Source organism: Paracoccus sp. SCSIO 75233, assembly GCF_027912675.1.
In the GTDB taxonomy this organism is placed as follows: Bacteria; Pseudomonadota; Alphaproteobacteria; order Rhodobacterales; family Rhodobacteraceae; genus Paracoccus.
On the sequence record NZ_CP115757.1, the window covers coordinates 1,908,389 to 1,931,890 of the forward strand.

22 protein-coding genes are annotated in these 23,502 nt (G+C 60.3%); 14 read left to right on the plus strand and 8 right to left on the minus strand.

The features are described from left to right. The first annotated feature begins 173 nt into the window (after window positions 1-173). The 5 genes from PAF12_RS09245 to PAF12_RS09265 all read left to right on the plus strand — a co-directional run bounded on the left by PAF12_RS09245 (window position 174) and on the right by PAF12_RS09265 (window position 4,633). A complete protein-coding gene (locus PAF12_RS09245) occupies window positions 174-1,193 on the plus strand; it encodes a TRAP transporter substrate-binding protein (RefSeq protein WP_271106647.1) in 1,020 nt (339 codons plus the stop codon). A 65-nt stretch (window positions 1,194-1,258) separates the two neighbouring features. Beyond that, the gene (locus tag PAF12_RS09250) at window positions 1,259-1,765 is read left to right on the plus strand and encodes a TRAP transporter small permease (protein WP_271106648.1); all 507 of its coding nucleotides are present in this window, start codon (window positions 1,259-1,261) and stop codon (window positions 1,763-1,765) included. A gap of 34 nt (window positions 1,766-1,799) precedes the next feature. After that, a complete protein-coding gene (locus PAF12_RS09255) occupies window positions 1,800-3,086 on the plus strand; it encodes a TRAP transporter large permease (protein ID WP_271106649.1) in 1,287 nt (428 codons plus the stop codon). Next, window positions 3,083-3,568 (plus strand): VOC family protein, encoded by a 486-nt coding sequence (locus PAF12_RS09260; RefSeq protein ID WP_271106650.1) that lies wholly within the window; start codon window positions 3,083-3,085, stop codon window positions 3,566-3,568. Before PAF12_RS09255 ends, PAF12_RS09260 begins: the two co-directional genes overlap by 4 nt. Window positions 3,569-3,577: 9 nt before the next feature. Continuing rightward, a complete protein-coding gene (locus tag PAF12_RS09265) occupies window positions 3,578-4,633 on the plus strand; it encodes an ABC transporter ATP-binding protein (RefSeq protein WP_271106651.1) in 1,056 nt (351 codons plus the stop codon). 73 nt (window positions 4,634-4,706) lie between these two features. Here PAF12_RS09265 and PAF12_RS09270 read toward each other — a convergent pair whose 3' ends face one another. From PAF12_RS09270 to PAF12_RS09305, 8 genes are all read right to left on the minus strand, one after another. Further along, window positions 4,707-5,531, minus strand: a complete 825-nt coding sequence (locus PAF12_RS09270; RefSeq protein ID WP_271106652.1) for a carbohydrate ABC transporter permease — start codon at window positions 5,529-5,531, stop codon at window positions 4,707-4,709. After that, window positions 5,528-6,439, minus strand: a complete 912-nt coding sequence (locus PAF12_RS09275) for a carbohydrate ABC transporter permease (RefSeq protein ID WP_271106653.1) — start codon at window positions 6,437-6,439, stop codon at window positions 5,528-5,530. The genes PAF12_RS09270 and PAF12_RS09275 overlap by 4 nt, the downstream gene beginning before the upstream one ends. A gap of 61 nt (window positions 6,440-6,500) precedes the next feature. Continuing rightward, window positions 6,501-7,748 carry an extracellular solute-binding protein gene (locus tag PAF12_RS09280; protein WP_271106654.1) on the minus strand — a complete coding sequence of 416 codons (1,248 nt, stop codon included), beginning with the start codon at window positions 7,746-7,748 and terminating at the stop codon, window positions 6,501-6,503. A 35-nt stretch (window positions 7,749-7,783) separates the two neighbouring features. Then, on the minus strand, window positions 7,784-8,419 hold the full coding sequence (locus PAF12_RS09285; protein ID WP_271106655.1) for a cupin domain-containing protein: 636 nt from the start codon (window positions 8,417-8,419) through the stop codon (window positions 7,784-7,786). Between the two features lie 14 nt (window positions 8,420-8,433). After that, complete coding sequence (locus PAF12_RS09290; RefSeq protein ID WP_271106656.1) at window positions 8,434-9,186, minus strand: SDR family NAD(P)-dependent oxidoreductase; 753 nt, start codon at window positions 9,184-9,186, stop codon at window positions 8,434-8,436. Between the two features lie 139 nt (window positions 9,187-9,325). Then, the gene (locus PAF12_RS09295) at window positions 9,326-10,159 is read right to left on the minus strand and encodes a phosphoenolpyruvate hydrolase family protein (RefSeq protein ID WP_271106657.1); all 834 of its coding nucleotides are present in this window, start codon (window positions 10,157-10,159) and stop codon (window positions 9,326-9,328) included. A 9-nt stretch (window positions 10,160-10,168) separates the two neighbouring features. Beyond that, a complete protein-coding gene (locus PAF12_RS09300) occupies window positions 10,169-11,467 on the minus strand; it encodes a Tm-1-like ATP-binding domain-containing protein (protein ID WP_271106658.1) in 1,299 nt (432 codons plus the stop codon). 399 nt (window positions 11,468-11,866) lie between these two features. Beyond that, window positions 11,867-12,523 carry a GntR family transcriptional regulator gene (locus PAF12_RS09305; protein WP_271106659.1) on the minus strand — a complete coding sequence of 219 codons (657 nt, stop codon included), beginning with the start codon at window positions 12,521-12,523 and terminating at the stop codon, window positions 11,867-11,869. Between the two features lie 118 nt (window positions 12,524-12,641). Between PAF12_RS09305 and PAF12_RS09310 the strand changes: the two genes are divergently transcribed. The 9 genes from PAF12_RS09310 (at window position 12,642) to PAF12_RS09350 (ending at window position 23,497) form a co-directional block, all read left to right on the plus strand. After that, entirely contained in the window at window positions 12,642-13,979 is a 1,338-nt protein-coding gene (locus tag PAF12_RS09310) for a malonyl-CoA decarboxylase family protein (protein WP_271106660.1), read from the plus strand. A 4-nt stretch (window positions 13,980-13,983) separates the two neighbouring features. After that, window positions 13,984-15,486, plus strand: coding sequence for a malonyl-CoA synthase (locus PAF12_RS09315; protein WP_271106661.1), 1,503 nt, complete (start codon window positions 13,984-13,986; stop codon window positions 15,484-15,486). An 82-nt stretch (window positions 15,487-15,568) separates the two neighbouring features. Continuing rightward, on the plus strand, window positions 15,569-17,002 hold the full coding sequence (locus tag PAF12_RS09320; protein WP_271106662.1) for an amidase: 1,434 nt from the start codon (window positions 15,569-15,571) through the stop codon (window positions 17,000-17,002). Between the two features lie 14 nt (window positions 17,003-17,016). Next, window positions 17,017-18,336, plus strand: a complete 1,320-nt coding sequence (locus PAF12_RS09325; RefSeq protein ID WP_271106663.1) for a short-chain fatty acid transporter — start codon at window positions 17,017-17,019, stop codon at window positions 18,334-18,336. Window positions 18,337-18,703: 367 nt separating this feature from the next. Next, window positions 18,704-19,849: a TRAP transporter substrate-binding protein gene (locus PAF12_RS09330; RefSeq protein WP_271106664.1), complete on the plus strand. Its 1,146-nt coding sequence runs from the start codon at window positions 18,704-18,706 to the stop codon at window positions 19,847-19,849. Window positions 19,850-19,912: 63 nt separating this feature from the next. Next, window positions 19,913-20,497, plus strand: a complete 585-nt coding sequence (locus PAF12_RS09335) for a TRAP transporter small permease subunit (RefSeq protein WP_271106665.1) — start codon at window positions 19,913-19,915, stop codon at window positions 20,495-20,497. Window positions 20,498-20,557: 60 nt separating this feature from the next. Then, window positions 20,558-21,976, plus strand: coding sequence for a TRAP transporter large permease subunit (locus tag PAF12_RS09340; protein WP_271106666.1), 1,419 nt, complete (start codon window positions 20,558-20,560; stop codon window positions 21,974-21,976). Continuing rightward, window positions 21,966-23,321 carry an amidase gene (locus tag PAF12_RS09345; protein ID WP_271106667.1) on the plus strand — a complete coding sequence of 452 codons (1,356 nt, stop codon included), beginning with the start codon at window positions 21,966-21,968 and terminating at the stop codon, window positions 23,319-23,321. Before PAF12_RS09340 ends, PAF12_RS09345 begins: the two co-directional genes overlap by 11 nt. Next, complete coding sequence (locus tag PAF12_RS09350) at window positions 23,321-23,497, plus strand: hypothetical protein (RefSeq protein ID WP_271106668.1); 177 nt, start codon at window positions 23,321-23,323, stop codon at window positions 23,495-23,497. The genes PAF12_RS09345 and PAF12_RS09350 overlap by 1 nt, the downstream gene beginning before the upstream one ends. Window positions 23,498-23,502 lie beyond the last annotated feature (5 nt).

The following is a 23,502-nucleotide window of genomic DNA, read 5'->3' on the forward strand; positions in this document are numbered from 1 at the left end:
CTAAATTTCTGAATTTATTCCCAATATTCTTGAAATATTTCGCTATTCCCATGTCATCCATTATATCGAAACGTTAAGATTCCGGAAGATATATTGACAGATGTGTAAATATCGTGAGATGACATTCCAGCGAGGCCGGCTGTGACAGCCGACCGCATTTCCGGGAGGACCATATGACAAAGACTTTCTCCACCCGCGTTGCCCTTGCCACGTGCCTGACCATTGGCACGCTGTCGCCCGCCTGGGCGGATTGCGACGCGCCCGAAACCACCCTTTCGCTCGGTCTGGTACAAGCGCCGGATCGGGGTCACCCATCTTATGCAGCCGCCGAAATCTTCAAGACCACGGTCGAGCAAGGAACCGGCTGCAAGGTTCAGATCGATCTGTTCCCCAGCGGCCAGCTGGGCGGCGACCGTGAGATGTTCGAGGCGCTGACCATCGGAACGCAGGATATCGGTTTCATCTCTCCGCCGCCGATGTCCGCATTTACGACGACCGTGGACGTGTTGTCGCTGCCCTGGCTGTTTAGCGGCGATCTCGATCTCATGTATCAGGTCCTGACCTCGCAGGCGGGCGCTGATCTGCTTGACGCGATCGACAGCGATGTCGGCACGATCCAGAGCCTGTCCTATCTCTACTCGCCGTTCCGGAACTTCGTCACGTCGAAGCCGGTGCAATCGGTGGACGATCTTCAGGGGCTGAAACTGCGCACGATGCAGAGCAACCTCAATATCGAGACCTTCTCTGCCGTCGGTGCAAATCCCACACCGATCCCCTTCCCTGAGGTCTATGGCGCCATGCAGACCGGCGTCGTTGACGGGTTCGAAACGGATGTTGTCGGCATGTATTCCGGCAAGTTCCAGGAAGTCGCCAAGAATGTCACCGTCTCCGGCCATTTTAACAATGTTCCGATTGTGGTGATGAACCTGATGAGCTGGGATGCGCTTGACGCGGAAACTCAGGACGTTCTTCAGAAAGCAGCCGATGAGGCCGGCAAGCTGAGCTACGAACGCAGTGTCGCGCTGATCGACGATTACACGCAGCGCCTCAAGGACGAGGGTGTCGAGTTCTACGAGATCGACACTGCAGCGCTGGCAGCGGAGATGGATCCGATCTACGAGAAATACGCTACCTCGGATTCCGCCAAAGCCTTCGTCGAAGCCGCACGCACGGCCGCCGAAGCGTCCGAGTGACCCACCTCCCCCGGTTGGCCGATAAAAGCTGACCGGGGGCAGCATTTACTGGGAGAAGCGCCACAATGGAACGAGTTATGTCGGCAATCGACTGGGCCGTGACACGGGTTCTGATGGTGGCCGCTGGCGTTGAAGCCGTTGTCGTCATCTCCGCCGTGATCGCCCGTTATGTCTTCAACAGCTCCTTCCCGTGGTCTGAAGAGGTCGCGAGAGCGATGCTCACATGGCTGATCTTTCTGGGCATGAGCGCTGCGTTCCGCCGGGATGAGATGGTGTCACTGGTCTTTTTCCGCGAAAAGCTCTCGGATCGCGGCGTGCTGGTCGTGCGCTTGCTGACCATCGGCGCTTCCATCGTTTTCCTCGCGGTTGCAGGTTGGTACACGGTGAAGCTGATGGGGCTGACGGCGCGGCAGACGCTGCCGGTGACCGGCCTTCATATCGCGTGGGTTTACGCGGCCATCCCGGTCGGGAGCGCGATTTCGATCCTGCATCTTATTAACCGCGCCCACGGGCTCCTCACAAAACGTGTTCCATTGCGGCAGGACTATTCGGCCACAGAAGAGGCCGCATGACCCCCTTTCGCACCGATATTTACGGAGGCCAGCCGTGATCGCGCTCACCGTTACATTTCTGATTTTGCTCGTCCTCGGCGCGCCGATTGCGATCGTGCTGGGTGCCAGTTCGCTGGCCTATATCATCGCTGCCGACAATGCCCGTATGCTGCTGGTGATACCGCAGAAACTCTATCAGGGAACGGACAACTTCATCCTGCTGGCAATCCCCTTCTATCTGCTCGCTGGCGAGTTGATGAACGCGACCGGCATCACGCAGCGACTTATCCATTTTTTCACCACGCTGCTGGGGCATGTTCGGGGTGCGTTGGCGCAGGTAAGCATCGTGACGTCGATGATGTTCTCTGCAATTTCGGGCACGGCGGCATCGGACGCGGCAGCCGTGGGCGGCGTCATGATCCCTGCCATGAAGCGTGAGGGCTATGATCCCGCCTTTGCGGCAGCGGTTCAGGCGGCGTCCTCCACCATAGCGCCGATCATTCCGCCAAGTATGGTGATGATCCTTTATGCCGTCTTCGCGAATATCTCCGTAGCGGCGATTTTTGCGGCAGGCGTTTTGCCCGGCATCATTCTGGGCCTGAGCCAGATGATGATCGTCTGGATCAAGGCTCGTTCGGGCACACTGCCCCCGCCGGCTCCGCGCGCGGCACGGCACGAGGTCGCCTCCGGCTTCCGCGATGCGCTACTTGCCTTCGGGATGCCGGTCCTGATCCTTGGCGGCATCCTGTCGGGCGCGTTCACGGCGACCGAAGCGGCGGCAGTCGCCGTTGTCTATGCCGCTATCCTTGGTTTCACGATCTACCGCAATCTGACCTTGCCAATCGTCGGCAAGCTTCTGATCCGCACGGCCATCACGACCGGCGGCCTGCTGCTGATCGCCGCGACCGGATATCTTTTCGCCTGGATCATGGCGTCCGAGCAGATCCCGACCAAGGCCGCCCAGCTCATGCTCGCGATCAGCGAAAACCCGGTTGCTTTCCTGCTGATGGTCAACATTCTGTTGCTGTTGCTCGGGACATTCATGGACACGCTGGCCGCGCTGATCATCGTGGTTCCGATGCTCAGCCCGGTGGCGGCGCAGGTCGGCATTGACCCGGTGCATTTCGGCGTCGTGGTTTGCTTTGCCATCATTCAGGGGATGCTCACCCCTCCGCTGGGCCTGCTGCTTTTCATCGTGTCGCAAATTGCACGCGTCCGGTTTGAGGCGGTCATCAGGGCCATTATGCCATTCCTCGCCGTGAACCTCGCGGTTCTTCTCGCGATCTCTCTGGCACCGGGTTTCGTGCTGTTCTTGCCGCGCCTGCTGGGTCTGATCGAATGAGCAAGAACATGACCGAGAACCAGCCCCTGAACGCAGCCTATGATCACACCGGGTTCGTGACCCAGGATATCGAGGCTTCCGCATCCTTCTGGTGCCGGGCGTTCGGGCTGACCGCCACCGACCCGATTGAGCGGGGTGCCCCTTGGGTCGAGGGTATGACCGGCGTTATCGGCGCGCGGCTGCGGATCATGCATCTCACTGCGCCGGGCATCCATCTGGAGTTCATCAGCTTTCTCGCACCGAAAGGCGGCGACAAGCCACCAGAGGCAACCGCGCTGGCCACCGGCCATGTCTGCCTGCGTGTCCCCGATCCTGCCGCTGCATTGGAGCGGCTATTCGCACTGGGTGGCCAGCCTGAAGGTCGCGTGACCGAGATCACCGAGGGCGGGCTGGCGGGACGCCACGGCGTCTATCTGCGCGACCCCGGCGGCGTTCTGATCGAACTGCTGGAAGACCCCAGCCTTACTGAAATTTCCGGATAGGAGAGCTTGATGGCGACGCTGGGAATCAATCAACTCGTCAAGCGTTATGGTCCCGTCGAGGTCATTCACGGCGTCAACATCGACATTGAGGACGGAGAGTTCGTGATCCTCGTCGGCCCCTCCGGCTGCGGGAAATCGACGCTTCTGAGAATGGTCGCGGGACTGGAAGACATCTCCGAAGGCGAGGTGCGTATCGGCCAAACCGTCGTCAACGAAATCGCGCCAAAGAACCGGGATATCGCGATGGTGTTTCAGAACTACGCGCTTTATCCCCATATGACCGTAGCCGAGAATATGGGCTTCGCGCTGCAGCTTTCCCGCCGGCCCAAAAGCGAAATTCAGAAGCTCGTAGAGAATGCGGCGGAGATTCTGGATCTTACACCGCTTCTCGAACGCTATCCGAAACAGCTTTCCGGCGGCCAGCGGCAACGCGTCGCTATGGGCCGGGCCATCGTGCGCAATCCGCAGGTTTTCCTGTTCGACGAGCCGCTGTCGAACCTCGACGCGAAGCTGCGCGTTCAAATGCGCACCGAAATCAAGGAGCTGCATCAGCGTCTGAAAACCACCACGCTTTACGTTACGCATGATCAGGTCGAGGCGATGACGATGGCTGACAAGATCGTCGTACTGCGCGACGGTCGGGTGGAGCAGATCGGCGCGCCGATGGATCTTTATGATCGTCCCGCCAACATGTTTGTTGCAGGATTCATCGGCTCGCCCGGTATGAATTTCATCACCGGCTCAAGCCCTGGCGAGGTCTTCCTTGCCAAGGACGGGACGCGCCTGCCTCTGCCGCCGAACCTGTCCGCCCGGACGGATGAGGCGCTTGTCTGGGGGATCCGGCCGGAGCATCTGGTTCCTGCCGAAACGGGTATACCGATGACGGTCAAGGTCGTTGAGCCGACCGGGGCCGAAATACAGGTGATTGGTGACATGGCAGGCCAACATATTGTCGCCGCGCTGCGCGACTGCCCTGCACCAAAACCCGGCGAAACCCTGCACCTCGCCCCGCGGACAGACAAGCTGCATCTTTTTCAGGAAGAAGGCGGCGCGCGTCTGGTGTGACATCGCCAGCGGTCATCGCAACGCAAAAACGCGCCAGTCCGGCGCGTTTTTTGTTGGGGGAAGCAGTGCGGGATCAGCCTTTGACAGCGCCCGCCGACATCCCCCTGACGAGATGGCGCTGCATGAACAGCATGAAAATCAGGATCGGCAGCATGATCCCAATCGCTGCGGCTGAGCTGAGCGACCAGTAGCTGATATCCTCTGCCCCATATTCAGCGATGGCGACCGGCAGGGTTTTGGTACTGTTCCGGGTCAGCACAAGCGCGAGCAGGAACTCATTATAGGCCAGGAGCAGACTGAACAGCGTTGTGACCCAAATGCCGGGCCGCACCACAGGCAGCGCAACTCGGCGAAAGGTCTGCCAGGGGGTGCAGCCATCTATGGTCGCCGCCTCGTAAAGCTCTTTAGGCACTTCGTCGAAAAAGCTGCGCATGAGCCAGATCGTGAAGGGCTGGTTAAGCGCCACGACCGCAAGGATCATCACCAGATAAGTGTCGATCAGGCCGACAAGTTGCGCGATGACGAAAAACGGGATCGCGAGCAGAATATGCGGGAACATCCGCATCCCGAGCATCGCATAAAGGATCGTCCGCGCGTAGCCGCCACGAAGCCGCGACAGCGCGTAAGCGGACATGGAACCGATGGAGACGGAGAGGGTCACGGCACAGACCGATATGATGGCTGTATTAACCAGATATTTCCAGAAGCCCCGATCTATCCAAACCTCCTTGTGAAACTCGAAGGTTGGCTTGAAAATCAGCTTTGGAGGGACAGCGAAGGCATCAACCGGCTGTCGGATCGAGGTCAGAAATCCCCAGGCAACCGGGGTCAGGTTCACAATCGCCATCCCCAGAAGGCAGCCGAAAAGAACAATCTGTGTGCGGCCATTGCGTGTCATGGGACCGATCCTTTGCGCTTGCGGAACATCAGGGCGATCATGACCGCTGTCACCAATGCGACGACAAGCAAGGAAATGACGCCAAGCGCGGAAGCCTTGCCGACATCAAGCAGCCGGAACGCCAGCGCGTAGGTATACATGGTTATGGTTTCGGTTGCCGTACCTGGCCCGCCCGCCGTCAGCACATAGATCGTATCGAAGAAGCGGAACGCGTCCATGAAGCGGATCGCGAGGACAAAGACGATCAGGAATTTCAGGCTGGGCAGCATGACGCGAAACAGGATGGCCCAATTGCCCGCCCCGTCGATCCGCGCGGCCTCAATAAGGCTGTCGTCTACCGTGTTCAGCCCAGCATAAAGCGTCAGGATCATGAAGGGTGTGAACTGCCACGCATCCGCTAGCACAACCGTCAACCTCGCCCAGGCCGGATCGCCAAGGAAATCCGGCGGAAATATCCCGATGCCGATCAGCGCACCGCTCAGCAGTCCAAACCGCCCCATGAAAATCCATTTCAGGAAAAGCGCGGCAACCGCTGGCGTGATCACAAAAGGGATGAAGAAAAGCGTCAGCAGCGATTGCGCACCATATGACAGCTTCCAAAGACCGAAGGCGATCGCCAGACCGAGGCAGAATTCCAAAGTGACGGCAGAGCCTACGATCAGCAAGGTCCGTGTGAGCGAGGTCCAGAACCGCTCCTCCCCGAGCAGTTCGACGTAATTGTCCATTCCAACGAATGAAGTCGTCTCCGCACCGAGATTATAGTCGGTAAAGCTCAACCCGATGGCATAGGCCAGCGGCAGCATGAGCACGATCCCGATCATCAGCAGGCTCGGTATCATGAAAAGCCACAGCGTCCGCTGCTCGGCCTGATTAGGACCGCCGCGCGTTTTTTTCTGGTTGGGTTTCATTAACCGCACTCCCGTCACGTCGGGGATCAGGGGCCGCGCGGCAACGCGCGGCCCCGTTGACTTACTGATAGTAACCCGCTTCTGAGAGGAAGTTGCGGACCTCTTCAGCGGCGATGTTCATCGCCTCGGCCATCTCCATCTCGCCAGCAATGGACTGCAGCAAGCGGCGGCGGACAAAATCGCCGACGGAGTAGAACTCCGGCATTGCCGGGAACGGCACTGCGGTTTCCAGAGCCTTCATCCCTGCGGGATAATGCCGGTATTCAGCCTGCACTTCCGGGTCCGACAGGATGGAAACGCGCGGAACCATCGTATAGGACGTCGCGCCGCGCATCGACTGCTGGCTTGCCGCCGTGCAGATCATCCGGAACAGCGTCTCAGGGTCGTGGCTGGAAAACGCCGAAATCGCGTAGCCATCCAACGCCAGACGTCCATGACCGTCCGGTACCGGCGCGAAGCCCATCTTGTCCACCACAGCCGATTTTGTCGGATCATCCATCGCCATCGCGCGGGTCGTCCAGCTGACACCCATTGTGGCGACATCCTGCTGAAGCGCGATCATGCATTCGTCGTTATGCGCATTCAGAAAGCCCGGCTGGGCATATTGCGTTACTTCCTTGAGCTTCGACAGTGCCGCGATACCCGCTTCGGAATTGAAGGTCGGTTCAAAGTTCTCATCAAACCAGCCGTCACCGATCGCGTTCAGATACCAATGGGCCTCGCCCAGTGCGGAATCATCGCGAAGACAATTCACCGTCCCGGCGCGCAGTGGCGAGTTGAAGAACTTGGCCAGTTCCACATATTCGTCAATCGTCGCCGGAACCGTCTTGCCGGCTTCGTCGAAAACGTCCTGACGATAGAAGAAAAGATGCGAAATTGCGGTCAGCGGAATCCCGTAGGTCTTGCCTTCATATTGGAAATATTTGAGGACATTCGGGTCGATGTCGTCCAGCGCGAATTCCTCGCGGAACATGTCCCAGATATCATCCATCGGGCGCAGCCAGCCATTGCGCATGAAGGCGGTCATGCTCTCGTTCACATACATGATGTCGATGCTGTCCGACTTGGACGAAAGCGCGATATTCATCAGCTCGAACGCCTTCGGGAACGGCATGAGCTGTGCGTTAAGCCCGGCCTCCGGGGCGGCGGTGGCCAGTTGCTCCGCATAGTACTCAAGTGCGGGGTAGCGATGGCTGACCAGTTGCACCGGCTCAGCGGCGCGGGCCCGCGTCGACAGCATCGGCGTGGCCAAGGTCGCAACACCTAAAGCCGAGCTGGTCTGGATCAGTCTGCGTCTGGTGAATTTCATGTTTTCCTCCCTGATGTTGCTAGGATTAGCGCCCCTCAGATCCGATCCGGGTCTGGGTCTGCTGGGCCGTGGACATGTTCCCAAAGGTGACCCGCTCGCTCTTCGCGCCGCAGGGTCGTTTCGAGGTAAATTGCCCGGAAAACCCCATGAACTTGCTGGATGTCATGGGGATGCCCGGTGCCGGTCGCGACGCAATCGCCACGCCGCATCGGCACGGCAACGTCATCGATACGCGCCAGACCCGAACCTTCGATCACGATCCAGTATTCGTCATAATCGTGATAGTGCCGGTCGACGCCGGTCTGTTTGGGATAATTGACCGGATCACCGAAATTCTTGGCGGGACCGTTTGGGACCACCTCAAATACGCCAACACCCCCGATGCGCGGCCCCCAGTTGCCCCAAAGCCGCATGACATAGGCGGGCCGGGTCACAGCGCGCAGAAAATAATGCGCGGCATCTTCCGGCAACGAAAGCGATTGCCCTGCCGCCACATATTGCCCGCCCGAACCCCAGTCGACCTGCACGGTTCCGTGCGTCGCCACGACGATCTCGCGCAGATCGCCGCGCGTCACCTGCTGCTCTGCCCCTGCGGCGATATCCACAGGCTCAAAGCCGCGCAGTTCGCACCAATCCGGGATCGTGCCGCTGTCCTGTCTGAACACGGTCATGTTTTGCGCTCCGCTCAGGTGATGGCGAGGCCGCCATTCGGGCTGATGATCTGCCCGGTGATGTAGGCCGCTCCCGGGCCTGCGAGGAAAACGATGGCGGCGGCCATATCCTCCGCAGTGCCCCAACGGCGCAATGGGATATCCTTGGCGCGTTCGGTGAAATATTCGGGTTCCAGACGCTCCGTCGTCATCGGCGTGACCGTCGGCCCCGGCGCAATAGCGTTCACAAGAATTCCGAAAGATGCCAGTTCTTTGGCCCAACCCTTCGTCATCGCCGCGATTGCACCTTTTGCAGCGTTATAGGTGGTGGCGTTCGGATTACCGACCGTACCCGAAATCGAGGAAGTGTTGACGATCCTGCCATCGCCCCTGGCCTTCATCCCCGGCACGACGGCCTGTGTGGCGAAAACTGTGCCGCGCACATGCACCGCGATAGAGCGTTCGAACATCTCCGGCGTCGCATCTTCAAGGCTGCAAAAATCCGAGGTGATACCGGCGTTGTTCACCAGAATATTGATCCCGCCGAGCGCTGCTTCCGCAGCCTTCAGCGCGGTCCGGGTTGCTTCGATATCGGAGATATCGCTGACCACGGGAATGGCACGACCGCCGGATTTGACGATAGCGTCGCAGGTTTCTTCAGCTTTTTCCTGCGAGATATCCTGGACACCGATGGCTGCGCCGCGCGCTGCCAGCATCTTGGCCGCAGCAGCACCGATGCCGGATCCCGCGCCCGTCACAACTGCCGACTTACCGTCGAATTCACCCATACCACTCTCCCTGATTCCCGAGATACTCTAACAAACACATACAGATTTGTAAGTATAAATATCAAATCTGCAACTGCGATTTGATGTGGCTTACCAGGCGAGGCCGCCGACCGGTGGCCCGAACACCCGGAACAGCCACTCAGCGTAGTTTGATTTCCTTGAAGCGGGTGGTGACGTCCTTGATCGCGTGTTCAACCGGGATCCGCTCGATGCTGGATGCGCCGACGAAGCCGACCGCAGCAGTATGGGCGCTGACATGGGCGGCATCCTCTGGCGAGATGACCGGCCCGCCATGAGACAACAGCGCCACATCGTCGCGCACCGCACCAACCGCATCAAATATCTCATTGAATTCGGCAATCGCCGCCTCCATCGAGATCGCACCGGGCGCGCCGACATCGCCGCCGCCCGTCAGCCCCACATGGCCAACCAGCATATCCACCCCGGCCTCGGCCATCAGAACCGCCTCGCGGGCGTTATAGACATAGGCAACCGTATAAAGATCGTGCTCCATCGCCCGACGCATCAGATCGACCTCGCGTGAAAAGGCGATCCCGACCGATTCCAGATCACGATGATAGGTGCCGTCGATGCGCCCAATCGTCGGCACATTGATGACGCCGGAAAATCCCGCAGCTTTAAGCGCCTGCAGTGACTGGTCCTGACTGCGGGTCGGGTCATGCGCATAGACCCCGCCGATAAGCGGCGTCTCTTTCACAACCGGCATGATCTGATCGGCCAGCTTCAATACCACATCGTTGGCATTGCCAATCGGCAGCGTGCCGTAAATGCTGGCGACGCCGTTCATCCGGTAGTAGCCGGTGTTATAGACGGCGATGAGATCGATGCCCGACTGCTCCACCAAACGCGCGACGAGGCCGATGCCCGCCCCTTGCATCAGGACAAAGCGTTTCGCCGCGATTTCAGCGTCGATACGTTCGCGCACTTCGGCGCGGGTATATTGTCTGGCCATTGTGATTTTCTAACCTTTTTTACCGCTTTTCTGGGACATGAATGACCAAAGACGCTCGCAAGCGAGTTCTGCGAAACGGGCATCGTTGATGTGGAGATCATGACGCTCGACCGGGATGTCAGGTCGCGGCGCCAATGCCTCGGTGATGGTGTCCGCAAAGATCCCTGCCCCTTTGGGGTCGTGATAGGGTCGGCCCTCTGCGTCGTAAGATGAGAACCCTCTGAGCGGTATCAGGACGGACGTCGGACCCTTCGCGTTCAGGAGTTTTCGCGCCATCCACAAAGCAATCTCCCGATATTCTTCAGCGGATGTGCGCATTAACACGCTTGATGGGGTATGATGGATCAGAGTGCGGTTCGCGTAATGATCCGGAACCGTGTGCAGCTCGCTGAAGTTCACGACATCCAGCCCGCCCGGCACGATGACCTGCGGAACACCCGCGGCCCCTGCGGCTTCAAGCCGGGTCGGCCCGGCACTCCGCAGCCCGCCGAGCACCTCATCGGCAATCTCTGTCGTCGCGAAATCGAGGACGGCGGCGATACGCCCCTCGGCGATCAGACGTTCCAAAGCGACCCCGCCAGAGCCGCGCGCATGGAACATCCAGGTCTCACAACCCTTGCTGTCCAGCATTGCACTCGCAACCTCAGCGCCTTCTGTCGTTGCCCCATTGGCGGTTATTCCAACAACCGGGCGGGTCGTCACTTCGGACCAGAAAGGAATATCGATCAGCGCCTGCATTGTCGCAGCGGCCCGTTCCAGCGACGCACGGAGCGGCGCACCAAGGCCGATGAAATCGACAACAGAGTGAATAAGCACCGCATCGCTGCCGCCAATAAATGGGCGGGTGTCACCGGAAACCGAGGTGGAAACCAGTATCTTGGGACGGCCGTAAGGAACGGCTGAAAAGGCGCGCGCAGCCATGCTCGCATTCGTACCGCCGCCGATCCCGATAACACCCAGCACCAGACCCATCTGGTCGAGCCGGGCAATACAGGCCCCAAGCCCATCGAGAAGCCTGCCAAGCGCAGGTGCCCGTTCGCGGCTGGCCCGAAGTGTCACAATATCCGTCCCGGCAAGCCGCGCAACCGTATCTGCGCCAATATCGGGCACGATATCTATCGCTCCGTCGCGCAGCGCGCAGTCAATCACAATCGGCGTGATCCCACGCCGACCCAACTCCTCCACGAGAAATGCGACCTGCCGTTCCTTCGTGTCGAGAGAGGCAGCGATCACAACGCCAGGTCGCGCTGGCCATCGCACATCTTCGACGAAGGCAGATTCAGGCAGTTTTGCTCCGGTATCTTCCAAGCTGTCCCCCTGACCGGCCAGATCAACGCTTCAAATAATACAGATTTGTAATTTTAAAGAATAAACGTGTCAATATCTTGATTGGGTGTTCGGACAGGCGGGATATGCAGAAGTGCACGCGGCAGCATCGCCACACACAGCTCGCCACAGCATTCGTTGCAAATTGTGGCTATTGGAGACCTCGCAAACGAAGCACCCAGCATCTTACCGGCAGGAAGGAAGGAATTAAGGACTTGAGGGCCTCGGAGAAGCCGGGTCACCCAGAATGCTGGGCGGAGACTTTCAGAATTTTATCGCGCTCAACCGTCAAAGCTTTGCCCAAAGCTGACGGGCCAATCACAACCCGTCCGCTTTCAGACTGACCTCGAAGCTAACCTCAATCCTGTCATCCGGCGCCGATCACGCCACCGGCCCAATCGCCGCAAGCATATCGCGGAAACCTTCCCCCTGAATGAGGACGTGGTCCTGCATCAGCTTCGTTGCCAGCGCCGGTTCCCCGCGTTTGATGGCTTCGAGGATGTCGCTATGTTCGCTGAGTGAACTGCGGATCCGGCCGTGGGCCCGCAATTGACGCCGACGATAGGGTTGCAGAACAGCCTGCAGGCGCAGTGCCTCTGCCTCAAGGAACTCGTTATGAGCCGCGCGGTAGATGGCTTGGTGAAACAATGTGTTCTCGGCGTAGTAGCGTTCGGCGTCCATTGCCTCCGCTGCTGCGGTGCAAGCGTCCTGCGCCTCTGCCAGTCTCTGTAAATCCTCGCCGGATGCCCGTCGGCAGGCGAGGCGGGCGCAGAACGCTTCCAGCTCTGCCATGACCTCAAAACGCTGCATCAGCTCCGGCACACCCAGCTGGGCGACGAATGTGCCGCGCTTGGGTTGAACCGTCAGAAGCCCCGATGCCTCCAACGCCTGCAAGGCTTCGCGCACCGGCGTTCGGGAGCAACCGTATTGTTCGGCAATCCGGCCCGGATCAAGCTTGTCACCGGGCGCATAATCACCATCCACGATGGCGTTTTCAAGCGCGAGACGTATTCGCTGAACGGTTGGAGTTGTTGCCATTTTTTATAGCTCGCCTGACTTTCAACAGGATGCATCCGCGCTGCTGTATTGTCCATCATCATTTTTGTTATATACAACATAGACAATTATACGTATAACGTCTGCGTGGAGGTGAATCATGGCCAAACAGCGTTTTGCGGTTCTTTCGGACTTTGTTGACGCGATCATGCGCCGCGACGGGCGACGTCAGGATGTCGGCTCGGCGACACGGGACGCGCTGTCGCGGCCTGCCATCGACCGTATCTCCGCCGCCTGCCATGTGCTGATGACCCGTATCGGCGATGCCGCCCGGGTCGCAGTCGCCGAACAGGCGCTGTCAGCCTATGAGGAGTTGAGCGACGACGAAAAGCTCACCTTCTTTCGTCTTCTGCTGAACGATTACGGCGTCGATGCGGACGAAATCCGCGGCGCTTATCAGACATGGGAACAACAGCAGGACGGTGCTGCCGGTGCTGCGCTGTTTCAGGTGGTCGAGCCAAAACGGCAAACGCTGCTGCGTCGCCTCAATATGGCACCGGGCGCGACGCTGAAGCTGGTCAGGATGCGCGAAGATCTGCTGAAGGCAATGCGCGGCGCACCCGAAATCGCACCGATCGATCAGGATTTCGCGCATCTTCTGTCGTCATGGTTCAATCGCGGCTTTCTCAGGATGCAGCGCATCGACTGGGGGACATCTGCGGCGGTGCTGGAGCGCATCATGCGCTATGAAAGCGTTCACGTCATGCAAGGCTGGGCCGATCTGCGGCGCAGGCTGAACCCGCATGATCGCAGGATGTTCGCCTTCTTCCACCCCGCAACGGGCGACGAACCGCTGATCTTTGTCGAGGTCGCTCTGACGCAGGGCGTACCGGACGCCATCGCGACGATACTGACCGCACCGGAACCGGACGCGCCCGCACAGGCCGACACAGCCGTTTTTTATTCCATCAATAACAGCCTGCCTGGGCTGAAAGGCGTTTCCTTCGGGAATTTCCTGATCAAGCAGGTCGCGAGTGATCTTTCCAAAGAACTGCCGGAGTTGACGCGTTTTGTCACGCTCTCCCCCGCACCGGGCTTCGCGCGCTGGCTTGCGGCGCAGGAATCGGTTCGGGCCAAGGCGCTCAGCACATCGCTGAAACAGCAGGACTGGCTGAATGACGACGCCATCGCCGAAGAGTTGCGCCCGGAGGTCGAGGCGTTTGCCGCCAGATATTTCGTCACCGCACGCAACCAGAAAGATGCGCCACCCGATCCGGTTGCGCGTTTTCATCTGGGCAATGGCGCTTCGGCGTGGCGCGTCAACTGGCCTGCGGACCGCTCGGACAACGCGGTCAGGGCGGCGCATGGGCTGATGATCAACTATCTGTACGAGCTTGCCGCCATTGAAACCCAGCACGAACTTTTCGTGCGTGACGGTACAGTCGCGCATGGCCCGTCACTGGCCGATGCATTGCAGCGAATTTCCGGGGAGGAGTGAACCGATGCAAACCATCTATGAGCAATTTCTGGCAAATGCCGAAGAGCTTCAGGACAAGACCCTGTTCGAACGGCCCGGCAAGCCCGACATCAGCTATTCCGCGATGCGAGAATTGGTCGCGCGGCTTGCCGGTGTGCTGACGCAGGCGGGTGTGAAACCCGGCGACCGGGTCGCGGCGCAGGTGCCGAAAAGCCCCGAGGCCATCGCACTTTATCTTGCGACGTTGCAGTGTGGGGCCGTGTTCCTGCCGTTGAACACAGCCTATACCGGGGCGGAAATCGACTATTTCATCGGTGACGCCTCGCCACGACTTTTTGTCTGCGCGCCCGAAACGCTGGATCAGCATCGCGACCGCGCGTCGGATGATCTCGTGGTCGAGACGCTTGGTGCCGAAGGCGACGGATCGCTGATGGAAAGCACCGCGCCGCCACGGCAGGATCGCCACGAATGCGGGGCAGAGGACCGGGCCGCGATCCTGTACACATCCGGCACAACCGGACGCTCCAAGGGCGCGGTCCTGACACATCGCAACCTTGCGTCGAATTGCGCAGCATTGATCGAGTGCTGGCGTTTCTCGGCCGATGACCGGCTGATTCACGCCTTGCCGATCTTCCACACGCACGGGCTTTTCGTGGCCGCGAATATGGCGATCAGTGCCGGGGCCACGATGGTTTTCCTGACCCGTTTCGATGCGGATGAGATCATTTCGCTGATGTCGGGCGGCACGGTGTTGATGGGCGTTCCGACTTTCTACACGCGGCTTCTGAAATCCGACAGGCTGAACCGCGAGACCACGGCGAAGATGCGGCTGTTCGTATCGGGCTCCGCCCCGCTTCTGGCCGAAGATCATCGCGCATTCGAAGCCCGGACAGGCCACGCGATCCTGGAACGCTACGGCATGACCGAAACTTGCATGATCGCCTCCAACCCATATGACGGGGACCGTGTTCCGGGGGCCGTAGGTATGGCGCTTCCCGGTATCTCGATCCGTATTGCCGATGCGGAAAGCGGGGAGACCCTGCCGGATGGCGAGATCGGCTCGATCGAGGTCAAGGGGCCGAATGTCTTCGAAGGCTACTGGAACATGCCGGAGAAGACCGCATCTGAATTCCGCGACGATGGTTTTTTCATCACCGGCGATCTGGGCCGGATCGACGAGGCGGGCTATCTGCAGATCGTCGGTCGCAGCAAGGATCTGGTGATTTCAGGCGGATATAATGTGTATCCCAAGGAGATCGAGGGCCTGATCGATGAGGTGGAGGGCGTTCTTGAAAGCGCCGTCATCGGCGTGCCGCACCCGGATTTCGGCGAAGCTGTCGTCGCGGTTGTGGTGCCCCTGCCCGGAGCCGCGCCCGATGAGGCTGGCATCCTGTCGGCGATCAGCGGCGAACTGGCCCGCTACAAGCAGCCCAAGCGCGTGATCCTGATCGAGGAATTGCCCCGCAATGTCATGGGCAAGGTCCAGAAAGCCGAACTGCGCAAGACCTACGCCGATCTGTTCGCCTGAACAGCGCCGGCGGAGACATCCTGAGGCGATGCGGAGGAGGCATCGCCGATAACCACTGACCGATCAATGGAGGAGTAAGATCATGAACACCCCGGCAAACCAACCGGATGAACTGATCCGGATGACCGCGACCGAGGCCGTCGCGGGACTGAAAAAGGGAGATTTGTCACCATCAGACCTGCTGGATGCGCTGGCATCAAGGATCGAGCAGGTCGATGATCAGGTGAACGCCCTACCGATCCGGTTCTTTGACGAGGCTCGCAAGGAAGCGCAAAGCTTCGACGCGCGCAAACACGAAAACAGGGATCGTCCGGGATTTCTGGCCGGGCTGCCGGTTGCCATCAAGGACTACAACAGCGTTGCCGGGCAACTGACGACCTATGGCTCGCCGATCTTCGCCGAAAACCGGGCGGAGAAGTCCGACAATATGGTCTCCACCATTCAGGCCAGCGGCGGCATCGCCTACGCCAAATCGAATGTGCCGGAAATCGCCGGGGCAAACACTTTTAACCCGGTCTTCGGCGCGACCCGCAATCCATGGAATCTCGGGCGCACGGTCGGCGGTTCCTCGGGCGGGGCGGCGGCGTCGCTTGCCTCGGGGACAGCCTGGCTGGCGACGGGCAACGATCTTGGCGGCAGTCTGCGCATCCCGGCCAGCTATTGCGGCATCGTCGGGCTGCGGCCCAGCGTCGGACGTGTGCCACGCGTTGTCGACCTGCCCTATGACGCGCTTTGGGTGGAGGGACCGATGGCGCGCAATGTGCCTGATCTGGCGCTGATGCTGGATGCAATGGCACATGGCCATCCCGCCGACCCGATAAGTTTTCCAGGCCCGGCACGCCCCTTTGTCGAGGCGGTCCGGAATCCTGAAGCCCCTGCCCGCATCGGCTTTACGTCCAACCTCGGATTGTCGCTTGTCGATCCCGAAGTCGAAAAACTGTGCCGCGCCGGAACGGACGCTTTCGCGGCAATGGGCAGCAAGGTCGATGACACCTGCCCCGACTTCACCGGCGGCATCGACGCGTTCCAGACCCTGCGTGCAATCCTGATCGCCAGCCTGCGCGGCGAGCTTCTGGACACGCATCGCGACCAGATCGCCCCCGAAATCATCTGGAATATCGAAAAGGGCCAGAATGTTACGGCGGATCAGATCCTGTCGGCGGAACGCAACCGCGCGAGGATCTTCAACAATATGGTCAGGTTCTTCGAGACCCACGACATCCTTGCATGCCCGACCGTGGCGGTGCCGCCTTATCCGGTGGAAGAGCGGTTCCCGACGAAGATCGGCGATCAGGAACTGACCAGCTATATCGACTGGATGTATCTGACCTTTGTGATCACCCTGACCGGGTGCCCGGCAATCTCCGTACCCTGCGGCTTCACCAGCGAGGGGCTGCCAGTCGGGCTGCAACTGATCGGCAGACCGAAAGGCGATTTCAATCTGATCTCCGCCGCAGCTTTGCTTGAACAAGCGCTTGACCTGAGCGCGCAGCTGCCCGTCACGCCGAAAAGCTGAAAGGAACCAGATAGATGATACGCGCAGTCACACGCGCCTCGGTCAATCTGGTCGAGCGCTTCCTTCCCGATGCTTTCGTTCTTGTCCTCGTGCTGACGCTGGTGGTCTTCGGCGCGGGCATGATTATCGAGCTTCAGTCGCCTTTCGCCATGGTTCAATACTGGGGCGACGGTTTCTGGAAGCTCCTCGCCTTCGCAATGCAGATGGTGCTGATCCTCGTCACGGGCTTTGTCGTCGCAAGCACCCCGCTGTTCCAGCGACTGCTTCGCGGTCTGGCGGAGCGCGTCAACAGCCCGGGTCAGGCGATTGTCCTGATCACGGTCGTCTCGCTGGCCGCGTCCTGGCTCAACTGGGGCTTCGGTCTGGTCATCGGCGCCCTGCTGGGGCGGCAACTGGCGCGGACCGTGCAGGGCCTCGATTATCGCCTCGCCATCGCCAGCGCCTATTGCGGCTTCATGATCTGGCACGGGGGGTTATCGGGTTCGATCCCTCTGGTCATCGCGACCGAGGGGCATTTCACCGAAGACATGATCGGTGTGATCCCCGCCAGCCAGACGATATTCTCAAGCATGAATCTGGTGATCGTGCTGGCACTGTTCATCGCCATTCCCCTGACGACGCGGCTGATCATGCCCCCGCCGGAGGAAACCGTGACGGTCGATCCCAAGCTGCTGGTCGACGCGCCCGAACCTGATCCCGTGTCACATCCGGGCACCGCCGGAAAGCTGGAGAACAGCCGCTGGCTTTCTGTCGCAAGCGGGGTGTTGGGTCTGGTTTACGTCGCGATCTACTTCATCTGGAACCGCAAGGGTCTGAATCTGGATATCGTCAACTTCACCCTGCTGTTTCTCGGCATCCTGCTGCATGGCAAGCCGATGGCCTTCCTTGCCTCGGTCAAGAGAGCCGTAGACGGGGCAAGCGGGATCATCATCCAGTTCCCATTCTATGCCGGGATCATGGGGATGATGGTCGGCTCCGGTCTTGCCGCGACGATCTCCGAGGGTTTTGTTGCGATCTCCTCCGCGCAGAGCTTTCCGCTGTTCACCTTCCTGTCGGCGGGCATCGTCAATATCTTCGTCCCATCGGGTGGCGGACAATGGGCGGTACAGGCCCCGATCATGCTTCAGGCCGGCGCATCGCTCGGCGTCGATCCGGCAAGGACGGCAATGGCCGTCGCATGGGGCGATACCTGGACGAACCTGATCCAGCCCTTCTGGGCGCTGCCGGCACTGGCAATCGCCGGATTATCCGCAAAAGACATCATGGGCTTTTGCCTGATCGTACTGGCGGTAACAGGGGTCATTATCGGAGCGGGCCTTGTGTTCCTTCCCTGAAAACGGCCGTGGTCTTGATGGGGATGCGGTGCGCTGCGGCGGATGTGTAACGTTAACCGCCTGAGTGTTCCTTTCGTGCCGCTTCTGTCAAAGATCACAGCCATCCCTCGCCGGAGGCTCGCAGCCTCCGGAGTGGTTTTTTGCACCCCATTGTTCCCCAAGGAAAGGAAGCTGGCACGCCAGTCCAGCCCGCGAGCCCCAAGCCAAACGGCAGCGCGCCCCCTGCCCGCATATCGGCCTCCCTCCGGTGCCTCCAGCGATAATCATATGACAAAACTATTGCAACGCAGGGCGATAGGATTGCAGATTGGGACAATGGCTCAGAGATTGAAACAATAGAGCCGCGAAACAACCAGGGAGGACTGACATGACCAACATATCCGACAAGGACAAAGCCGTATCCCGGCGTTCATTCATACGGCGTGGCGGGGCTATTGCCGGCGGTGCAGCCGCAAGTGCGCTGCTGGCCGCGCCGACCGTGAATGCCCAATCGCCGCTGGTTCTGAAGATGCAGACGAGCTGGCCGGCATCGGATATCTGGCAGACCATGGCGCAACAATATGTGGATCGGGTTCAGGCCATGTCGGGCGGTCGGATCCAGATCGACCTGCTTCCCGCAGGCGCGGTCGTGGGTGCGTTTCAGGTCATGGACGGGGTCAGCGACGGGGTGATCGACATCGCGCATTCCGTGTCCGCCTATTGGTATGGCAAAAACAAGGCGGCCTCGCTGTTCGGCACTGGCCCTGTCTTTGGCGGCGATCCCAACAATATGCTGAGCTGGTTCTATGCGGGCGGCGGACGCGAGCTTTATCGTGAGCTGACGCAGGACCAGATGGGGCTGAACGTGATCGGGCTGATGGCCTTCCCGATGCCCGCCCAGCCCTTCGGCTGGTTCAAGAACCCGATCAACGGTGTCGAGGACATCGAGGGCATGAAATACCGCACCGTCGGGCTCGCCGCCGACCTTCTGCAATCCATGGGCATGTCGGTCGCGCAGCTTCCGGGCGGCGAGATCGTACCGGCGATGGAGCGTGGCGTGATCGACGCGTTCGAGTTCAACAACCCGTCATCGGACCTTCGCTTCGGTGCGCAGGATGTGGCGAAGAACTACTATCTCGGCTCCTATCACCAGGCGGCGGAAGCGTTCGAGTTCCTGTTCAACCGTGACGTGATGGAGGATCTGGAACCGGATCTGCGCGCCATCCTGGAACACGGGGTCGAGGCGGTCTCGACCTATAACACGGCCTTCGCGCTCGACAATTACTCAGCCGATCTGCTCAAGCTTCGCGACGAATCCGGTGTGACCATCCACAAGACGCCGGAAGGCATCTTGCAGGCCCAGCTTCAGGCGTGGTCGGAAATGATCACGGAGCTGGAGAAGGACGAGATGCTCAAGAAGATCATGGACAGTCAGCGCGATTGGGTGAAACGCACCGTCTATTACGAGCTGATGGACAAGCCCGACTACGCGCTTGCCTATGATCACTTCTTCCCCGGTGAGTTGAAGCTCTAAGCGCCACAAGCCCATCCCGCATCCCGACCGGCAGGCGGGGTGGGCCGTGCGACGGAGATATTTATGCTGTCATTTATCCGCTTTGCCGACCGGCTTTCGGCCTGGTTCGGCAAGACTTTCGGCTGGCTGATCATGCTGATGACACTCGGCGTCAGCTATGAGGTGTTCGTCCGCTATGTGCTGCGCAGCCCGACCGCGTGGTCGCTGGATGTGTCCTTCATCATGTACGGCACTTTGTTCATGATGGGCGGTGCCTATACGCTGTCGCGCGGCGGCCATGTGCGGGGCGATTTCCTGTATCGGCTGTGGCCGGTGCGGGTGCAGGGTGCCGTCGACTTCGTGCTGTATCTGCTGTTCTTTTTCCCCGGCATCACGGCGCTGATCCTGTCTGGCTGGAAATACTCCAGCCGCTCCTGGCAATATACCGAGGTCAGCGTGAACAGCCCTGCGGGCATCCCGATCTATCAGTTCAAATCGGTGCTGGTCTCCGCCGGAATCCTGCTGTTCATTCAGGGCATTGCGCAATTGTTCCGCAGCGTGATCGCCATGCGGGACGGAGTCTGGATCGCCGCCGAGGAGGATGTCGAGGAGACCGAAGAGCTGCTGCTGCGCGAACAGGCCGAAAGGGCCGGCATTCATGCGGACTGACGATATGACCCCCAAAACCATGCCGGCACTTATGTCGGCCGACATGGCGGAGACCCTGACGTGACCGACCCACAGATCGCCCTGATGATGCTGGGCATCTTCATCCTGCTGGTTTTCCTTGGCTTCCCGATCGCCTTCACGCTGATGGCGCTTGGGATCGGCTTTGGCTACTACGCCTATTTCGATGCCGGACGGATGTGGCGCGCCTATGACCGGCTGCCCGAGGATGCCGACTGGCTGACCCAGAAATGGACATGGCTTGAGGGGTTATACAATAACCGCATCTTCGACCTGTTCATCAACCAGACCTATACGGTCATGTCGAACGAGGTGCTGACAGCAGTGCCGCTGTTCCTGTTCATGGGCTATATCGTCGAGCGGGCGAATATCGTGGACCGGCTGTTTTCGACGCTGGCCATCGCCTCGCGCCGGATGCCGGGCTCTATGGGCGTGGCCGCGCTGATCACCTGCGCGCTGTTCGCGACGGCGACCGGGATCGTGGGCGCTGTCGTGACGCTGATGGGTCTGCTGGCGCTGCCGGCGATGCTGAAGGCGCGCTACGATCCGCGCTTTGCCAGCGGCATCATCTGCGCGGGCGGCACGCTGGGCATCCTGATCCCGCCCTCGATCATGCTGATCGTCTATGCCGCCGCCTCGGGCGTCTCCATCGTGCGGCTTTATGCCGGGGCGATGCTGCCGGGGTTGGTGCTGGTGGGGCTTTATCTGACCTATGTCATCGGGCGGTCAATCCTGCAGCCCTCGGTCGCGCCGCGACCCAGTGAGGATGAGGTGCCCTCGGTCCCGACCGGAAAGCTGCTGTGGATGCTGGTCACTTCCTTCTTTCCGCTGGCCTTCCTGATCACCGCCGTGCTCGGCTCGATCCTTTTCGGTCTGGCCACCCCGACCGAGGCCGCCGCCATCGGTGCGCTTGGCGGGCTTTTGCTGGCACTTGTTTACCGCGCGCTCACCTTCCAGAGATTGCGGGAATCGGTCTATCTCACGGTACGAACGACGGCGATGGTGTGCTGGCTTTTCGTCGGCTCCTACACCTTCAGTTCAGTCTTCTCCTATCTGGGCGGAGAGCAGGTGATCTCCGAATTCGTCAGCAGCCTCGATCTGACGCCGCTGCAATTCCTGCTGCTCGCGCAGCTTATCATCTTCCTGCTCGGCTGGCCGCTGGAATGGTCGGAGATCATTATCATCTTCGTGCCGATCTTCCTGCCGCTTCTGCCGATGTTCGGGGTCGATCCGCTGTTCTTCGGCATTCTCGTGGCGCTGAACCTGCAGACATCGTTCCTGACACCACCGATGGCGATGTCGGCCTATTATCTGAAAGGGATCGCACCGGCCGAGGTGAAGCTCACCGACATCTTCGCAGGCGTGATGCCGTTCCTGCTGATGGTCTTCATCGCGATGGCGATCATGTATCTCTATCCCGATATCGTCTACATCCTGCCGAATATGATCTATGGCTCCTGATCCCGCACAGCTTGGCGCGGTGCAACTCCGCGACCTCATCGCCTCGGGAGCAATCTCGGCGGAGGCGGCGACAGCAGCATGTCTGCGCCGCATCGCCGAGACGGAACCGCAGTTGAAGGCCTGGGCCTATGTCGATGGCGAGCATGCCCTGGCACAGGCCCGCGCACTCGACGCGCGGCGCAAATCCGGCGCACAGATCGGGGCGCTGCATGGCGTGCCGGTCGGGATCAAGGATGTGATCGACACGGCAGGAATGCCGACCGAATATGGCAGCCCCCTCGGCAAGGGGCGCGTCCCGCGTGAGGACGCGCATCTCGTCGCGCGGCTTCGCGCGGCAGGCGCAGTCATCATCGGCAAGACCGTCACGACAGAGATGGCGTTCCTGCAACCCTCGGAAAGCCGCAACCCCCATGACGTCAGCCGCTCTCCGGGTGGCTCATCGTCGGGTTCGGCAGTCGCGGTCGCTGCCGGTCAGGTGCCACTCGCCGTCGGCACGCAGACCGGCGGGTCGGTGATCCGCCCGGCCTCATATTGCGGCATCATCGGCTTCAAGCCCAGTTTTGGCCTGATCGGTCGCAGCGGGGTGCTGACCCAATCGCCCTTCCTCGATACGGTCGGCGGCTTCGCCCGCTCGCTCGAAGATGCAGCGCTGCTGGTTGAAGCGATGGCAGGCCATGACCCACAAGACACGGCCAGCCTGCCCATCCCGGTCCCGCGCCTGCTTGGCGCTGCGGGCGACGCCCCGCCGCTAGCACCCTTGCTGGCCGTCATGACCCTGCCGGGTGCCACGCCGGTGATGGAGGACGCGCTGGCCGAACTGACCGATGAACTGGGCGACCGCGCTGCCCGCGTCGATCCCCCGCCCGGCCTTGCCGAGGCCGATCAGATCCGCCGCCGCATCAACCTCGCCGAAATGGCGAAATGCTACTACCCGTTTGAGCGGAAGGGGCGCGATAAGCTGTCGGATCATCTCCGCACCGCACTTGACGAGGGCAAGGATATTCTCGCGCGCGACTATCTCTCCGCCCTCGATTGGCGACAGGTGCTGAACGCCGGGCTGGAGGAGTTGCTGACCCGCTGCGACGCCATTCTCTGCCCTGCCGCAACCGGCCCTGCCCCGCCCCTGTCGGAGGCCACGACCGGCTCCGCCGCCATGAACGGGCCGTGGACGCTCTGCGGCGTACCGGCACTGAGCCTTCCGCTGCTCCACGACGAAAACGGCCTTCCGATGGGCGTTCAGCTTATCGGCAGACGCGGCGAGGATGCACGGTTGATGCGTGTCGCGAACTGGTTGAGCAACAGATTAATGCCCGATGCCGCGCAAGAAGAGGAGCAAGCAACATAATGGATCGAATTCTCGCGCTGTTCGCCTATACGGTTCTGCTGGCCTTCCTCGGGATATTGGTGTGGAACGTCCCGCAACTCGATCTCGGACTGGTCGTTCTTGCCACGCTGGTTCTGGCAGGGGTCGATATCGTTCAGGTGTTACGGCAGCATCGGCGTCAGAAGCGCGAGGATTGATCTGT

Excerpts from the sequence above, each read along its gene's own strand:
- PAF12_RS09335 (WP_271106665.1), top strand. The coding sequence starts at position 19,913 with ATGCTGTCATTTATCCGCTTTGCCGACCGGCTTTCGGCCTGGTTCGGC.
- PAF12_RS09275 (WP_271106653.1), bottom strand. The coding sequence starts at position 6,439 with ATGAAACCCAACCAGAAAAAAACGCGCGGCGGTCCTAATCAGGCCGAG.
- PAF12_RS09280 (WP_271106654.1), bottom strand. The coding sequence starts at position 7,748 with ATGAAATTCACCAGACGCAGACTGATCCAGACCAGCTCGGCTTTAGGT.
- PAF12_RS09295 (WP_271106657.1), bottom strand. The coding sequence starts at position 10,159 with ATGGCCAGACAATATACCCGCGCCGAAGTGCGCGAACGTATCGACGCT.
- PAF12_RS09325 (WP_271106663.1), top strand. The coding sequence starts at position 17,017 with ATGATACGCGCAGTCACACGCGCCTCGGTCAATCTGGTCGAGCGCTTC.
- PAF12_RS09265 (WP_271106651.1), top strand. The coding sequence starts at position 3,578 with ATGGCGACGCTGGGAATCAATCAACTCGTCAAGCGTTATGGTCCCGTC.
- PAF12_RS09330 (WP_271106664.1), top strand. The coding sequence starts at position 18,704 with ATGACCAACATATCCGACAAGGACAAAGCCGTATCCCGGCGTTCATTC.
- PAF12_RS09315 (WP_271106661.1), top strand. The coding sequence starts at position 13,984 with ATGCAAACCATCTATGAGCAATTTCTGGCAAATGCCGAAGAGCTTCAG.
- PAF12_RS09250 (WP_271106648.1), top strand. The coding sequence starts at position 1,259 with ATGGAACGAGTTATGTCGGCAATCGACTGGGCCGTGACACGGGTTCTG.
- PAF12_RS09290 (WP_271106656.1), bottom strand. The coding sequence starts at position 9,186 with ATGGGTGAATTCGACGGTAAGTCGGCAGTTGTGACGGGCGCGGGATCC.
- PAF12_RS09305 (WP_271106659.1), bottom strand. The coding sequence starts at position 12,523 with ATGGCAACAACTCCAACCGTTCAGCGAATACGTCTCGCGCTTGAAAAC.
- PAF12_RS09285 (WP_271106655.1), bottom strand. The coding sequence starts at position 8,419 with ATGACCGTGTTCAGACAGGACAGCGGCACGATCCCGGATTGGTGCGAA.
- PAF12_RS09310 (WP_271106660.1), top strand. The coding sequence starts at position 12,642 with ATGGCCAAACAGCGTTTTGCGGTTCTTTCGGACTTTGTTGACGCGATC.
- PAF12_RS09350 (WP_271106668.1), top strand. The coding sequence starts at position 23,321 with ATGGATCGAATTCTCGCGCTGTTCGCCTATACGGTTCTGCTGGCCTTC.
- PAF12_RS09345 (WP_271106667.1), top strand. The coding sequence starts at position 21,966 with ATGGCTCCTGATCCCGCACAGCTTGGCGCGGTGCAACTCCGCGACCTC.
- PAF12_RS09245 (WP_271106647.1), top strand. The coding sequence starts at position 174 with ATGACAAAGACTTTCTCCACCCGCGTTGCCCTTGCCACGTGCCTGACC.
- PAF12_RS09270 (WP_271106652.1), bottom strand. The coding sequence starts at position 5,531 with ATGACACGCAATGGCCGCACACAGATTGTTCTTTTCGGCTGCCTTCTG.
- PAF12_RS09320 (WP_271106662.1), top strand. The coding sequence starts at position 15,569 with ATGAACACCCCGGCAAACCAACCGGATGAACTGATCCGGATGACCGCG.
- PAF12_RS09260 (WP_271106650.1), top strand. The coding sequence starts at position 3,083 with ATGAGCAAGAACATGACCGAGAACCAGCCCCTGAACGCAGCCTATGAT.